General features: G+C 58.5%; 14 protein-coding genes. 6 read left to right on the top strand and 8 right to left on the bottom strand.

Annotation, left to right across the window (positions count from 1 at the left end; genetic code table 11):
* Positions 1-3 precede the first annotated feature (3 nt).
* Positions 4-453: a hypothetical protein gene (locus IEX40_RS01610; protein ID WP_188745354.1), complete on the top strand. Its 450-nt coding sequence runs from the start codon at positions 4-6 to the stop codon at positions 451-453.
* Positions 454-558: 105 nt separating this feature from the next.
* Here the strand turns inward: IEX40_RS01610 and IEX40_RS01605 are convergent, their stop codons facing one another.
* Positions 559-981, bottom strand: coding sequence for an organic hydroperoxide resistance protein (locus IEX40_RS01605; RefSeq protein WP_188745353.1), 423 nt, complete (start codon positions 979-981; stop codon positions 559-561).
* 109 nt (positions 982-1,090) lie between these two features.
* Positions 1,091-1,555, bottom strand: coding sequence for a MarR family winged helix-turn-helix transcriptional regulator (locus IEX40_RS01600; protein ID WP_229680467.1), 465 nt, complete (start codon positions 1,553-1,555; stop codon positions 1,091-1,093).
* A gap of 142 nt (positions 1,556-1,697) precedes the next feature.
* On the opposite strand from IEX40_RS01600, the gene IEX40_RS01595 reads away from it, so the two are divergent.
* From IEX40_RS01595 to IEX40_RS22155, 3 genes are all read left to right on the top strand, one after another.
* On the top strand, positions 1,698-1,964 hold the full coding sequence (locus tag IEX40_RS01595) for a DksA/TraR family C4-type zinc finger protein (protein ID WP_188745352.1): 267 nt from the start codon (positions 1,698-1,700) through the stop codon (positions 1,962-1,964).
* A 285-nt stretch (positions 1,965-2,249) separates the two neighbouring features.
* Entirely contained in the window at positions 2,250-4,220 is a 1,971-nt protein-coding gene (locus tag IEX40_RS01590) for a multicopper oxidase family protein (RefSeq protein WP_188745351.1), read from the top strand.
* 51 nt (positions 4,221-4,271) lie between these two features.
* Positions 4,272-4,394, top strand: coding sequence for a hypothetical protein (locus IEX40_RS22155; protein ID WP_268235754.1), 123 nt, complete (start codon positions 4,272-4,274; stop codon positions 4,392-4,394).
* Between the two features lie 38 nt (positions 4,395-4,432).
* Here IEX40_RS22155 and fadA read toward each other — a convergent pair whose 3' ends face one another.
* From fadA to IEX40_RS01575, 3 genes are all read right to left on the bottom strand, one after another.
* On the bottom strand, positions 4,433-5,611 hold the full coding sequence (fadA, locus tag IEX40_RS01585) for an acetyl-CoA C-acyltransferase FadA (RefSeq protein ID WP_188745350.1): 1,179 nt from the start codon (positions 5,609-5,611) through the stop codon (positions 4,433-4,435).
* A 14-nt stretch (positions 5,612-5,625) separates the two neighbouring features.
* Entirely contained in the window at positions 5,626-7,794 is a 2,169-nt protein-coding gene (gene fadB / locus IEX40_RS01580) for a fatty acid oxidation complex subunit alpha FadB (RefSeq protein ID WP_188745349.1), read from the bottom strand.
* A 472-nt stretch (positions 7,795-8,266) separates the two neighbouring features.
* On the bottom strand, positions 8,267-9,313 hold the full coding sequence (locus tag IEX40_RS01575; protein WP_188745348.1) for a GlxA family transcriptional regulator: 1,047 nt from the start codon (positions 9,311-9,313) through the stop codon (positions 8,267-8,269).
* Between the two features lie 484 nt (positions 9,314-9,797).
* Between IEX40_RS01575 and IEX40_RS01570 the strand changes: the two genes are divergently transcribed.
* The gene (locus tag IEX40_RS01570; RefSeq protein ID WP_188745347.1) at positions 9,798-10,682 is read left to right on the top strand and encodes a DMT family transporter; all 885 of its coding nucleotides are present in this window, start codon (positions 9,798-9,800) and stop codon (positions 10,680-10,682) included.
* 17 nt (positions 10,683-10,699) lie between these two features.
* Here the strand turns inward: IEX40_RS01570 and IEX40_RS01565 are convergent, their stop codons facing one another.
* From IEX40_RS01565 to astA, 3 genes are all read right to left on the bottom strand, one after another.
* Complete coding sequence (locus tag IEX40_RS01565; protein WP_229680463.1) at positions 10,700-11,143, bottom strand: Lrp/AsnC family transcriptional regulator; 444 nt, start codon at positions 11,141-11,143, stop codon at positions 10,700-10,702.
* A gap of 101 nt (positions 11,144-11,244) precedes the next feature.
* The gene (locus IEX40_RS01560; protein ID WP_188745346.1) at positions 11,245-12,051 is read right to left on the bottom strand and encodes a DUF1338 domain-containing protein; all 807 of its coding nucleotides are present in this window, start codon (positions 12,049-12,051) and stop codon (positions 11,245-11,247) included.
* A complete protein-coding gene (gene astA, locus IEX40_RS01555) occupies positions 12,041-13,177 on the bottom strand; it encodes an arginine N-succinyltransferase (protein ID WP_188745345.1) in 1,137 nt (378 codons plus the stop codon). Before astA ends, IEX40_RS01560 begins: the two co-directional genes overlap by 11 nt.
* Before the next feature lie 162 nt (positions 13,178-13,339).
* On the opposite strand from astA, the gene IEX40_RS01550 reads away from it, so the two are divergent.
* Positions 13,340-13,768: an Lrp/AsnC family transcriptional regulator gene (locus IEX40_RS01550; protein ID WP_188745344.1), complete on the top strand. Its 429-nt coding sequence runs from the start codon at positions 13,340-13,342 to the stop codon at positions 13,766-13,768.
* Positions 13,769-13,898 lie beyond the last annotated feature (130 nt).

The following is a 13,898-nucleotide window of genomic DNA, read 5'->3' as shown; positions in this document are numbered from 1 at the left end:
GGAATGGATAGGGATTGGACAGCAGAGGCCAAACGGCTATTTGCGGTAGACAAGCCCGCGCATTTCACCAATTTTCAGCACTGCTGCGAATGTGCCGAGCATGACGAGACGCTGCGTATGCACACGGTGGACAGTATCGGGCTTGCGCAACTGGGCAGTCCCGCCTGGGATCCGCTCTGTTTCTGTTCTGCGGAGGGCTTACAATACTACCTGCCGGCGATGATCAGGCTAAGCCTGAAGACGATAACGGATGAGAGCTACTTCGATCAGATGCTGTTTCACCTTGCTGTAGGAGGGCCGGACAACCGCCTGCGGAACAGCTGCTCAGTGGAGCAGAAAGCATTTGTCGTGGAATTTCTTGCTCATATGATCACGACTTATCCCAAGGAACTGGATCGGAATTTTACCGCCGACGATGCATTGAGCGCTTACGAGTTGTGGGGATCGGTCTGACCACTCTGGCGGGTTGGTGGTGAGAGTAACCGAGAGCCGTATTGGGGATTGGGATTTTTGGGGTTGGCGCGGCTCCTTCATAATAGGAGCCGCGCTCGGTGCAGATTACTTAAGCACCAGCTCAACGCGGATATTGCCGCGGGTGGCGTTGGAGTAGGGGCAGACCTGGTGTGCCTTGTCGACCAGTGCTGCCAGGGCTTCGCGCTCCATGCCCGGCACGTCGATATGCAGTTCGACATCGATTGCGAAACCCACACCCTTGGTGTTGGCGCCGATGCCGACCACGCCGGTAACGCTCGGCTCGGCGGGCAGCTTGACTTTATTTTGGCCGGCGACGAACTTCATCGCACCGATAAAGCAGGCAGAGTAGCCGGCAGCAAACAGCTGTTCCGGGTTGGTGCCCTCGCCGCCGGCACCACCCAGCTCTTTCGGGGTGCTCAGTTTAACGTTCAGGCGTTCGTCGGAGGAGATGGAGCGGCCGTCGCGGCCACCGGTGGAGGTTGCTTGAGCGGTGTACAGAATATCCATGACCGTGCCTCTATTTAATTATCGCGATAAGTAATTGGTTTAAAGAAAAGACCTGACCGGCCTCGTTTCTGTTCATTAAGTTATCGCGATAACTGTTATCGCGCAAGTGTTATTGCGTGCTGTTTTGAATATTTCTGCGCAGCTGATCTATTTTTCTTTTTAAATCAACCAGTTCTTCCAGGTTAAAACCGCAGGCGTCGAGCACGCATTGGCCGATGCCAAGGGCTTGCTGACGTAAGGCTTTCCCCTCGGGGGTCAGTTGGATGCAGAGTGCCCGCTCGTCCTGTGGATCGCGTACCCGGCGGACCCTGCCCTCCTGCTCCAGCCGTTTGATTACCGGTGTCAACGCTCCGGATTGTTGGCCCAGTTTGGCCCCTATGTCCTTGAGCCCAATGCCATCCTCCTGCCACAGGATCATCATTACCAGATACTGTGGATAGGTCAGGCCGAGGGGATCAAGCAGCGGCTTGTACATCTGGGTCATCGCCAGCGAGGTGGAGTAAAGCGTGAAACAGAGCTGGTTATCCAGGGCCAGGGGATCGAAGTCCTTCATTAGCGGAGGCTCATCAGTCATATTGCGGAAGATCACTCCATTCTAATGACACTGCCGATAAATGACGACATGAAAGGACAGAGTGGGTGTCGCAATCAGACATTCTTCACCATGCCGCTCCGGCGTAAAGTTGCAGTAGTGTTCAATGTTTCGGGGTTTCTTGATGGCAAGTGGCTGGGCGCAAGATGGCGCAGTGCAGGATCAGATCGATGCGACGGTGGAATCGGCGGTACAGCGGGCGCAGAGCCGGATACCGAAAGGGGAGAGCCTGACTCACTGCGAGGAGTGCGATGCGCCTATCCCGGAAAAACGGCGGCTGGCAATTCCTGGTGTGCGCCTGTGCATAAAATGCCAGTCCGAACTCGAACAGAACGAGAAAGCCGAGTCGCCGTACAACCGCCGGGGCAGCAAGGACAGCCAGCTGCGCTGACCCTCCCGAAGAGCGCTGACCCTCCCGAAGAGCGCTGACCCTCCCGAAGAGCGCTGCCCCGTCGTTTGCTCCGCGGGAGAGTATCCGGCCGCTGTTCAGTCCTGTTACACCCGCTTTGCAGAATTACACCTGCGTTTCCTTTCTTATATCCCCAACTAATTGATTTAAAAAACAATTAACGCAACGGCACCGTTTTTGCTTTGGCTTGGCACCTCCCTACTGCATACGGGAGGGTATTGGCTGCGAGTTGTAGCCATACGGCAATCAGAATCAGGAGGCGAAGGGATGAAACGTCGCAATTTCCTTACCCTGAGTATCCGTTCCGCCATGGCCGCTGGATTGACCGCCAGCATTCCCCTGGCGCTCTTACGCGCCCATAGCAGCCATGCGGCGCTACTGGGGGCGGGCCTGTCCGACCCGGCCATGCAGCCGCTGTTCGAGCACTTGGCGCCCAATGCGTTGGCATCGTCTTTCAAGTATGTGCCGCAAGCGGCACAGCTCAGTATACGTATGGCGCAGGTTACCCACTGGACCGGTTTGCTCGGACCGGATGCCAGCCCCGTCTCCACCCAGGTGTGGGGCTACGGCGCGGCTGGCGAAGCGGTAACCTGGCCCGGGCGTACCGTAGAACTGGCCGCCAATGGCGAGCCGCTCTCGATCACCTGGCTGAACGAGCTGGCGGACGGGGGGACTCCGCTGCTGCACCTGGTCCCGGTCGATACCAGTATTCATTGGGCTTACACCCTGCCCGGATATGACTATCAGATCGACACGGCCGGTGTGCCGGTCGTGGTCCATGTGCACGGCGGGCACAACGACGGTGCTTTCGACGGCAATCCGGAGTATTTTTTCACGCCGGGGTTCGCGGTCAAAGGGCCACGCTGGCAAAGCGAAACCTACGTCTATGGCGGGCCTGACTGGAACAATGTCGCCGGCACCTGCTGGTATCACGATCATGCGCTGGGGATCACCCGACTCAATGTCTACGCCGGGCTGGCGGGCTTTTTCATCGTACGTGACGAGGCCGACACCGGTTTGCCCGATAACCCACTGGGGCTACCCGTTGAGCCCTACGAACTGGGCTTTGCGGTACAGGACCGGATGTTCCGCAGCAATGGTGAGTTGTTCTATCCCGCTTTCCCGGAGGATCCCGGCTATTTCGACTTTATCGACGAAGAGGGCGTCGAGCTGCCGGATGACCTGTTTCCGGAGGGCGGCCCGACGGCATTGGCGGAGTTCTTCGGTGACCATATGCTGGTCAACGGCATTATCTGGCCCAAGTACGATGTGGAGCCGCGTCAGTACCGGATACGCCTGCTGAACGGCTGTGACAGTCGCTTCATGCGCCTGTGCCTCAATCTCGTGCCCTATCCGGACACCACCCCGCGGACAGGTCAGGGTAGCCGGGTGCCGTTTTACGTGATCGGCTCGGATCAGAGCCTGCGTGCCTCCGCTGCCGAAGTGGAGGAGGTGGAGTTTGCGCCCGGTGAGCGTCTGGACCTGATCATCGACTTCAAAGCGGTGCCGGCCGGTAGCCGCGTGATCCTGCAAAACCTGCTCGGTGATGCGCCGTTCGGCGGTGATCGGTCGAAGATGGATGATCTGTTCCCGGACCGCCGTACCGACCGCGTCATGGCCTTTGATGTGATGTTGCCCCTGTCTGCAACGGCCGATAGCGATATTGTGAACGGCTATCCTTTGGGGGGTGGTACCGACTTGGGTGAGGCCGGTCTGATCCGCAGGCTGGCGTTGTTCGAGGGGCGGGATCAGTACGGCCGTCTGCAGCCGCTGCTCGGCACCGCGGAGCCAACCTTGGATGTGGAGGGGCAGAACGTCAATGGTGCGCTGCCCTGGTTCGCGCCGATCACCGAGAACCCGGCTCTCGGCGCCACTGAGATCTGGGAGATATACAACGCGACCGGCGACGCCCATCCTATCCATCTACATCTGGTGCATTTCGAGGTGGTGGGGCGTCAGCGATTCAAGGCCGTCCTTGTGGAGCAACCGGTAGAGGAATCCGATGGTAGTTGGGGCAGCGGCTACCGGCTCGAGCATATTAAACGTCTGGGTAACCTGCGCGCGCCCAACCCGCAAGAACAGACCCGGCGTGATGTGGTGATGGCGTTGCCGGGTGAGGTCACCCTGATTAAGGCTCGCTTCGATAAGCCGGGGCGCTTCGTCTGGCACTGTCATATTCTGTCACACGAGGATCACGAAATGATGCGCCCCTTCCACGTTGGGGATGGACCCTTCTAGTTCACTTGGGGGACGCCGGTTAATAAGAGATAGCTTACGGCCAAGGGTTACATGCTTTTTACCAAGAAGGTACATGATCAGCCTCGCTACGAAGGCTACCTTAGCAAGCTGGTCAAAACGATCACCGACAGCGGCTCCCGTATCATCAGGGTGGATGATACTCCTGAGGTGTGAGCCGGACCGGTAGGTCCGGCTGCTATTTGCCTGAAGGCTTAGTTCAACCGCTCGAACACCGTAGCGATGCCCTGACCCATGCCGATACACATGGTGGCCAGGCCGAGCGTGGCATTCTGCTGCTCCATCACATTCAGCAGCGTGGTGGAGATACGGGTGCCGGAGCAGCCCAGCGGGTGACCCAGGGCGATGGCGCCGCCGTTGAGGTTGACCTTGGTGTCGAGCTCATCGAGCAGGCGTAACCCCTTGAGCACTGAGATCGCCTGGGCCGCAAACGCTTCGTTCAACTCGACGATATCCAGGTCTGCGGTGGTCAGTCCGGCACGCTGCAGCGCTTTCTGTGACGCCGGTACCGGGCCGTAGCCCATGATCGACGGGTCGCAGCCAGCCACCGCCATGCTCAGGATGCGAGCGCGGGGCGTAAGACCCAGCTCGTTGGCACGGGCCGCCGACATCACCAGCATCGCCGAGGCGCCGTCGGAAATCGCCGACGAGGTACCGGCGGTGACGGTACCCACCTTGGGCACGAATACCGGTTTCAGCGCAGCCAGGGTTTCCACCGTGGTTTCGGGGCGGATCACCTCGTCGCTCTCGACCAGGATTTTGAAGCCGCGCTCGTCGTGACCTTCAATCGGCAGGATCTCGTTTCCCCAACGTCCATCGAGGCTGGCTTGATGCGCACGTTGGTGAGAGCGGGCGCCGAAGGCATCTTGTTCCTCGCGCGAGACCATGTTCATCCGGCCCAGCATCTCGGCTGTCAGGCCCATCATCATCGACGCCTTGGCCACCTGTTTGGACAGCGCGGGGTTGATATCCACGCCATGATCCATCGCCACATGGCCCATATGCTCGACGCCACCGACGATGAAGATATCGCCATTGCCGGTCTGGATCGCCTGGGCGGCGGTGTGCAGTGCCGACATCGACGAGCCGCACAGGCGGTTGACGGTCTGGCCGGCCACGGTATGGGGCAGACCGGCCAGCAGCGAGGCATTACGGGCGATATTGAAGCCCTGCTCCAGGGTCTGGTTGACGCAGCCCCAGATCACATCCTCTATGCTGTTCGGGTCCACCTGCGGGTTGCGCGCCAGCAGGCCGCGGATGGTGGCGGCGGAGAGTTCTTCGGCGCGAACATTGCGGAAGCAACCACCCTTCGAGCGTCCCATCGGGGTACGCAGGCCATCGACGATGACCACATCTGTTGGTTTCAGGCTCATGCTCTGTTCTCCTATCAATGTCCTGAGCCGCTCTGGGCAGTTGCGAAATAGCTCTGGCCGTTGGTGGCCATCTCGCGCATCTTGTCGGTGGGCTGGTACAGCTTGCCCAGGCCGCTGAACTTGTCAGCCAGCTGACAGAAGGCGTCCAGTCCCATCTGATCGATGTAGTACAGCGCACCGCCGCGGAACGGCGGGAAGCCGATGCCGTAGACCAGGGCCATATCCGCCTCGGCGGCAGAGCCGACGATCCCCTCTTCGAGACAGCGCACGGTTTCGATGCAGAGCGGGATCATCATGCGGGCGACGATCTCCTCGTTGCCGAACTCGCGCGGGCTACCCACGGCACCTTCGAGCAGCTTCGGCAGCTCCTCGTCCACAACCTTCTTCGGTTTGCCCTTGCGATCGATCTCGTAGCGGTAGAAGCCCTGGCCGTTCTTCTGGCCCAGACGCTTGAGGCTGTACAGACGCTCGATGGCGGTTTCGCCCTCGTGGGCCATGCGGTCCGGGAAACCAGCAGCCATCACGCCATCGGCATGGCAGGCGGTATCCATACCGACCACGTCGAGCAGGTAGGCCGGTCCCATGGGCCAGCCGAACCCCTCCATGACCCTGTCGATCTGCTGATAGTCGGCGCCGTCGCGCAGCAGGGCGGAAAAACCAGCGAAGTAGGGGAAGAGCACACGGTTGACCAGGAAGCCCGGACAGTCGTTGACCACGATCGGAGTCTTGCCCAGTGCCTTGGCATAGGCGACGGTGCGCGCCACCGCTTCATCCGAGGTTTTCTCGCCACGGATCACCTCGACCAGCGGCATCCGGTGTACCGGGTTGAAGAAGTGCATGCCGCAGAAGTTTTCCGGGTGTTGCAACGCCGTGGCCAACTCGGTGATCGAGATGGTAGAGGTGTTGGAGGCGAGGATCGCGCCCTCCGGCAGTTGAGCTTCCACCTCAGCCAGCACCGCCTTCTTCACCTTCGGATTCTCGACCACCGCTTCGACCACCAGATCCACGTTGCCGAAGTCGCCGTAGCTCAGCGTGGGGCGGATATGGCCTAGCGCCTTGGCCAGCTTCGGGGCATCGATCTTGCCGCGCTCCAGCTGCTTGTTGAGCAGCTTGGCCGCCTCATCCAGACCCAGCTGCAGGGCATCCTCGTTGATATCTTTCATCAGGATCGGCGTGCCGCGCGAGGCGCTCTGATAGGCGATACCACCGCCCATGATACCGGCGCCCAGAACCGCGGCCTGTTTTACCGGTGCCGTGTCGGCTTCGTACTTCCTGCCCACTTTCTTGACCAGCTGGTCCTTCAGGAACAGCCCGACCAGCGCCGGGGTGACCTCGTTGGTGGCCAGCTTGGCGAAGCCCTTCGCTTCTATCACCAGGGCATCATCCAGCTCCTTGGTGGCATGACTCTGCATGGTCTTGATTGCCGCCATCGGCGCCGGGTAGTGGGGCCCGGCCTTGGCACCGATCACACCCTTGGCGGATTCAAACGCCATCATCATCTCGATCTGGTTCAGGCTGATCGGACTGCGCTTCTCCACCCGGCGAGCGCGGTAGTCGAACTTGCCGGCGATACAGCCGCGCAGCAGCTCCAGTGCGGCGTCGCGCAGCTGCTCGGGCGCGACCACGGCATCCACCGCGCCATCCTTCAGCGCCTTGTCGGCGCGGTTCTCGGCACCGCCGCAGATCCACTCGTTGGCGTTATCCACGCCGATCAGCCGCGGCAGGCGTACGGTGCCGCCCCAGCCCGGATAGATCCCCAGCTTCACCTCCGGCAGACCGACCTTGGCGCCGGCGGCCAGCACCCGGTAGTCGCAGGTCAGGCAGATCTCGAAACCGCCGCCGAGCGCCAAGCCATTGATCGCGGCCACAGTGGGGAAGGGCAGCGCCTCGATGCTGTTAAACAGCGCGTTGATCTGCGCCAGAGCGTCGACGATCGCCGCTTCACCGGCGGCAAACATCCCCATGAACTCGGTGATATCGGCGCCGACGATAAAGCTGTCCTTGGCGCTGGAGATCAGCAAGCCTTTAACATCCGGTGCTGCTTTGAGGGCGGTCAATGCCTCCTGCAGCTCGGCCAGGGTGGCCCGGTTCAGCGTGTTGACGGAGTGCTCGCTGGCGAACACCAACTCGTAGACACCCTCATCAACCGCTGCGACGTGAATCGTTTTTCCTTCCATCAACATGGTCAGGCTCCGTAGCAGTGTTGGGCGACGATGGATGACGCCACCCGTTTCTTGTTGTTTCTGGTGTTCTAAGTCTAGGGCAGGGACGAAATTCGACAATGACAGGATTCGCCAAGCTATCTGACGTTATCGGTCATTGCCTAGTATGTAGAGGAGGATAGGATGGATTTGGTATGACAATTTCGTGCATGCGGACAAGCATGGACAGCATCTCAGCGGCGGAGGTGGGGCTTGACGGCTGCTCTGAGCTGCCACAGATGCCGATAGCGCAGTGAACTGGGATCTGGAGATCGAGATTCTACTCTACATAGACGTGTGAGCGTATAACTGCACTCTTACTGAAGGTAGCTTGAATGAAAAACACACCGACCTAACTCCGCTTAAAAGGGGGCTTCGTTGTCTTTTAACGTTAAAAAAGAAAATAGAATTTAAGTTTAAATTTGCTTACCCTCATTATTTTAATAGGCTGGGTTTAAGCCTCTCTATCACGCGCCTGACGAGCTTCAGTCGGAGAGATGCCAAAATAGTCGCGATAGCAACGGCTCAAATGTGGTTGAGTCAGAAAACCGCATGCAGCCGCAATACTGGTAACGGACTCATTGGTCTGAAGTAATAGCCGTCTGGCGCGTGTTATGCGCAGCTCTAAGTAGTATTTCGACGGCGTTGTGTCCGCATATCGATGAAACAGGCGCTCGATCTGTCGGCGTGACAGGCCAACGAAGTTGGCGAGCTCATCGATGCCAAGGGGCTCTTCGATGTTGCTCTCCATCAGCTGTAAAACCTCCTTGAATTTTTCCGGCAGCATCGGGTCGCTGGTGGCCGTGAGGATGGGGCGACCCGACTCTTCACTGATCTTGTCGCAGGTGAGCACCTCTTCAATCCCGCGGACCACATTCTTGCCATAGTGTTTCTTGATGGTGGCCAGCATCATATTGAGCGCGCTGCTGGCGCCGGCGCAGGATACGCGGTTGCGATCGATCACGAACGCTTGTGTCGAGGGGATCACCCTGGGGCAGGTCTCTTCCAGACAGGCCCGGTTTTCGGGGTGCAGGGTGCACTCGTAGCCGTCCATCAATCCGGCCCAGGCCAGAAACAGACTGCCATTCCAGAGACCGCCGAGAACCAGTCCTTTCTTGTCGGCAGTGCGCAGCAGATCGAACAGCTGGTCGTTGGGTTTGAGCGGAGAGCGGTATCCGCCACAGATGAATATCATGTCCAGATCGTCTACCTGGAAGCCCCTGATTTGAGAGCTGACCGAGATATCGAACCCCAGATCGCAACGTACCGTCGAGCTGTCGATACCAATAGTTTCGAAGCGGTAAAGCGGAGTACTGCTCAGTAGATTGGCGGTAACCAGTGCATCGACGGCACCGGTAAATGCCATCATGGAAAAGTTCTCGAGGAGGATAAAACCGATTCGAACGGGGCCTATATCTTCGGCGTTTTTTCCTTCGATAAAAGCCTGGTTGCTTCCTATAAAAAGGCTACTGAAAGTGCGCTGTCGTTTGGAAGCAGACATGTAGATTGGCCTCGCTAAAACATTATTTTTCTACGTGCCCGAATTATACAGTCTTTTAATAGATTTGACGCTTTGCAAGCGTCGAATATTGGTCAGTCGCGGTAAGGATATGAGCTGCGGTCGAGGGTGGTTGTGCGGACTACTCGCCGGCTCTTGTGTAGAGCTTCAAGCCTCCCATCTGGCTCTATGAGCGAATCTCTAGGGTACCCATATTGATCTCCTCAAGGAGGTATGTCCTGTCTGAGGCAGTAATAGAGAATTCGCTGACTAGTGATCGGGTCGATCGTCTGAAAGCGGGTTTGGGCCGAAAAAGAGAGAGCCTCACTCTTCGGTGAGCCGGCTTTTGATTCAAAAGAGATTTTGGTGTTTCGGCTTCAAAAATAAAGATAGTTGCTTGTGAATCGTTAGTTTTCTACTGTCTGAGTCAATCCCCACATTCGTACAATATTGACCGTTAACCCATTAAATTCATAGAGAAAAATCAATGCCTTTGGTTACTCCCTCCCACCTGTTGCTGGTCGCTGTCGCGGCCATATGGGGCTTCGCATTCGTGGCCCAGAGCGCGGGTATGGAAACGCTTGGTCCCCATAGTTTCAATGCCGCGCGTTTTCTCCTCGGTGCGCTGTCGCTGCTGCCGCTTTGGTTGCTACTGCGACGGGAAGGGACGCGTAACGGTCGGACGTTGCTACTGGGCGGGCTGGCGGCGGGCACGATCATGTTCGGCGGCTTCAGCTTTCAACAGATAGGTCTGCTGCACACCACGGCCGGGAATGCCGGCTTTATCACCGGCATGTATATCGTCTTTGTGCCGTTGACGGGAGTTCTGCTGGGCCATAGCACCAATCTGCAAACCTGGAGCGGTGTGATCCTGGCCCTGCTCGGCCTGTACAGCCTGTCGGTGGGGCCGGATCTGTCGGTCGGCTACGGGGACTTTCTCGAACTGATCGGGGCTCTGTTCTGGACCGCCCATGTGATCCTGATCAACTGGCTTTCCCGCCGGGTTGATGCCATCGAGCTATCGATTCTGCAGTTCGTCGTGGCGACTGTTTGGGCCAGTATCGCGGCACTTGCCTTGGAATCGCCCACACTGCCAGCACTCCAGTCAGCCTGGCTGCCACTGGTTTATGCAGGCGTCGCCTCCAGCGGCGTGGCCTTTACCCTGCAGATCATCGCTCAGCGCAAGGTTGAGCCCGGCGTTACGGCACTGTTGCTATCGGGGGAGGCGGTGTTCGCGGTACTCGGTGGCTGGTTGTTGCTGGATGAGCAGTTCGGCAGCAAGGAGCTGCTCGGCTGCAGCCTGATGCTGGCGGGGATGCTGGTCACCCAGTGGCCTGCGCGGCGGAAGCAGCCGCTACCGAGCCAGAGCTAAGACCGGCGAGAGGTGCCCTACTTGATGAAGGTTTCGGGCAGGGCGCGATCCACCGGTGTGGAAAGGATCATCATGGTGTTGGTATCACTGAGATCGATAAACGCCTCCAAAATCGCGTCCAACTGAGACAGCGACTCCACTGCCAGTTTGACCAGAAACGCCTGCTCCCCGGTCACGTTGATACACTCGATCACTTCGTCGTAGCTGAGCAGCAACGCCTTGAACTCGCGCTCCTTGGCGCGGTACACCTTGCACTGCACCATCGCCAGGATGGGATAGCCCAGTTTATCCAGGTCCACCTTCACGCTGTAACCGGTGATGATGCCAGCGCTCTCCAGTTTGCGTATCCGCTCAGCCACTGCCGGAGCGGAGAGGTGGACCTTCTTGCCCAGCTCCGCGTAGGAGATCCGGGCGTTCTGTTGCAGGGCGGCGATAATTTTGCGGTTGATAGCGTCGATCATTGTGGCTGTTAAGGCTGCATATGAAGTGGCGACTACTATCTCCGCTTACATCGCCATAGGCAAGCTGAACAACGGCAACAGAGCGCCGCTGTTAGAGCTGCTTACATCATCGCGTGGGTACTCTCGAAGATCTTGTCGGCGGAGGCGGCGATAAAGCCTGTGTAGAGGTCGCCATCGCTTTTCGGATAGCGGCGGGCAAACTCGTAGAAGCAGCTCGGGATGCTAACGGTGCGGTCGCTGAACACCACCTCGGCTTTGTCCGCTAGCGTTGACGATTGTTCCAGCAGCTCTTCCGGCGTGCCTTTTACTTCGCCGCCGGCACTGTTGATGGCGAAGCCGTGAGCCTTCAGCGCCTCGTTGACAGCGTAGATCGAGTCAAATCGCAGCAGATGGTTGACGCTGACGGTGAAGTGGTTGGCTCGGTAGCCCCAGGCCGCCAGCCAGGCCGCGTACTCGCTCTCCGCCAGCAATCTCTGGTAACTGGCGTAGTCGATCTGCCAATGGCGGCCGGAGTAGAGGAAATCCTCCGCCAATACCGCGCTGGCGTTGACCTGACCGACCAGGTTGCTCACGATCGCCTGCAGTTCCGGCGAGAACTCCTCGACCAGCAGCTCCGATATAAACACCTTCGGTGCGGTAGGATCGTCGTGTTCATAGTGGCGGGCGTAGAGTTTCTTGGCCTCGAAACGGTACTCGCCACACTGCCGGTATCCCAGGGTCAGGAAGTGCTCAGCGAGCTTCGCCAGCTTCACCTTTTCGAGGTTGAAGGTTCGCAGTGCAATATGGTCGTTGACGATATCGCTGTCCTGGGTATCGCCGAGAATACGATGAACTTCCTGTGCCGAGGGTGTTACTTTGAGGTACTGATTCCAAAGGTGGCGAAATAACGTATCGCGATCAGCGTGCATGAATCTGCTCCTTGTCAGCTGGAACTGCGAACACCGCGTCCATAGCGGGGGTGCCGGATAGCGGTAGTTGAAGAAAACGGGCGCTTTCGCCCTGGCGTAACTGCAGCGACTCGGCCAGGGCGTGGGAGATCTCGAGTACCCCGTCTGCGGGGTGGTAAAGGGCCTTGTCGGCGATGCCGGCGCGGAACCTCTTAACCGAGGTATTCGCCAGCATGATCAGGCTATCCGAGACCTGCTCCAGCTGTTGATCGTCGTCGGCAAGCTCAATCCGACACGGAGTCGACCCGGCGATGCTGCGGATCTCGGTGAGCTTCGCCTCGACCGTGGGGCCGGCGTCGAATGGGTCGACATAACCGCGATGTACAAAGCCTTCGTTCTGCAACAGTTTCAATGCCGGCCGGGTTTTATCGTGCACTTCGCCAATGACACTCTGCGCCGCTGGACTCAGCAGATGTGTGTGCAGAGGATAGCGGGGCATCAGTTCGGCGATGAAATCGCTGTTGCCGGAGCCGGCCAGCAGCGTGACGGTGGCGAAATCCATATCCAGAAAGTGCTGTCGCATCCAGTCCCAGAAGGGGGAACGGCCAGCCTCGTCGGAGACGCCGCGCATCTCGGCGATCACCGTCTCAGCGAAGCGCTCCGGGTGCTGCGCCATGAACAGAAAACGCACCTTGGACAGCAGTTTGCCAGCGTACTGACGATGCTGCTCCTGCTGAGCGTAATCTTTTTGACGGTACTGGGGGCGCAGATAGAGGGTACAGATCTCTGTACAGCCGGTGTAGTGGCTGCACAGGTTCAGCATCTCGACATGATTGCTGATATTCAGATCGCGGGAGCGATAGGTTTGGCGGCTGTGCTGGAAATGGTAAAGCGGTTGTCGCAGGCCAACCGACGACTCGATGCCGGTTGTGCCCATCACGTCGCCGGTCTCGCTGTCCTCGAGTACAAAAAGGTAGCTCTCGCCGCCGGGCTCTGTCGCGGCGCGTGTGAAACTGTCGACCGAGCGCCGGATCTTGCGTTTGAGAAAGTCGCGATCGTTGGGTAGGGACATGAAGCCAGGCCCCGACTCGACGGCAATCTGATAGAGGGCCTCGAGATCCTGATCGGTAATCGGACGAATGATCATAGCGCTCTCCTTGTTATTCTCATGTCGCGCGACTCTGAACGTGTGACGCTGCCGTAAACCGTAGCGATGCGGGAATTATGGTTGGCTTGGATGTTAAAATGCAGTTTCATATCGAGCGAATTGGTGCAAAAATTTATCAAATTGACTAAATAGATTCTCGAAATGTTAAGTAAGCAGGATCACAGGCTGATCGAACTGTTACGCCGTAACGCCCGCGCCAGCGTCACCGAACTGGCGAAGGCGCTGGACCTGTCCCGCTCCACTGTGCAGAACCGTATCAACCGGCTGGAGGCCAGCGGCGTCATCCGCAGCTACTCTGTGGAGCTGGGCGGGGAGTACGCGCTCAACCGGGTGGAGGCGCATGTCTCGATCAAGGTGCAGCAGAAACTGACGGCAAAGACGAATCTGGAACTTGAGCAGATCAATCGGGTGGTTCAGCTCTACGCTGTGAGCGGCGAATATGACCTGATCGCGATTGTGCAGGCACCTTCGCTGGAGGAGCTTAGTGCCGTGCTGGATGAGATCGGTAACCTCGACGGGGTAGATCGCACCACTTCGTCGGTGGTGTTGGAGACCAAGTTTCGTCGCTAGGGGAGAGAACCCAGGCTGCGAATGGCTAGCACTGCAGCCGGTGCAGCACGGGCATGATTGCTTGTGAACCCCTGGTTTGGCGAGCTAGGATAGTAGCGAGTTGAGGTCCCTCTACGAGCGGGCGCCGACC

Source organism: Marinobacterium zhoushanense (assembly GCF_014641945.1).
Taxonomy (GTDB): domain Bacteria; phylum Pseudomonadota; class Gammaproteobacteria; order Pseudomonadales; family Balneatricaceae; genus Marinobacterium_D; species Marinobacterium_D zhoushanense.
The sequence above is the reverse complement of the archived record's forward strand: the minus strand, read 5'-3'. Positions and strand labels throughout refer to the sequence as shown.

Excerpts from the sequence above, each read along its gene's own strand:
- IEX40_RS01575 (WP_188745348.1), bottom strand. The coding sequence starts at position 9,313 with ATGTCTGCTTCCAAACGACAGCGCACTTTCAGTAGCCTTTTTATAGGA.
- IEX40_RS01565 (WP_229680463.1), bottom strand. The coding sequence starts at position 11,143 with ATGATCGACGCTATCAACCGCAAAATTATCGCCGCCCTGCAACAGAAC.
- IEX40_RS01590 (WP_188745351.1), top strand. The coding sequence starts at position 2,250 with ATGAAACGTCGCAATTTCCTTACCCTGAGTATCCGTTCCGCCATGGCC.
- IEX40_RS22155 (WP_268235754.1), top strand. The coding sequence starts at position 4,272 with ATGCTTTTTACCAAGAAGGTACATGATCAGCCTCGCTACGAAGGCTAC.
- IEX40_RS01610 (WP_188745354.1), top strand. The coding sequence starts at position 4 with ATGGATAGGGATTGGACAGCAGAGGCCAAACGGCTATTTGCGGTAGAC.
- IEX40_RS01600 (WP_229680467.1), bottom strand. The coding sequence starts at position 1,555 with ATGACTGATGAGCCTCCGCTAATGAAGGACTTCGATCCCCTGGCCCTG.
- astA (WP_188745345.1), bottom strand. The coding sequence starts at position 13,177 with ATGATCATTCGTCCGATTACCGATCAGGATCTCGAGGCCCTCTATCAG.
- IEX40_RS01570 (WP_188745347.1), top strand. The coding sequence starts at position 9,798 with ATGCCTTTGGTTACTCCCTCCCACCTGTTGCTGGTCGCTGTCGCGGCC.
- fadB (WP_188745349.1), bottom strand. The coding sequence starts at position 7,794 with ATGTTGATGGAAGGAAAAACGATTCACGTCGCAGCGGTTGATGAGGGT.
- IEX40_RS01595 (WP_188745352.1), top strand. The coding sequence starts at position 1,698 with ATGGCAAGTGGCTGGGCGCAAGATGGCGCAGTGCAGGATCAGATCGAT.
- IEX40_RS01560 (WP_188745346.1), bottom strand. The coding sequence starts at position 12,051 with ATGCACGCTGATCGCGATACGTTATTTCGCCACCTTTGGAATCAGTAC.
- IEX40_RS01550 (WP_188745344.1), top strand. The coding sequence starts at position 13,340 with ATGTTAAGTAAGCAGGATCACAGGCTGATCGAACTGTTACGCCGTAAC.
- IEX40_RS01605 (WP_188745353.1), bottom strand. The coding sequence starts at position 981 with ATGGATATTCTGTACACCGCTCAAGCAACCTCCACCGGTGGCCGCGAC.
- fadA (WP_188745350.1), bottom strand. The coding sequence starts at position 5,611 with ATGAGCCTGAAACCAACAGATGTGGTCATCGTCGATGGCCTGCGTACC.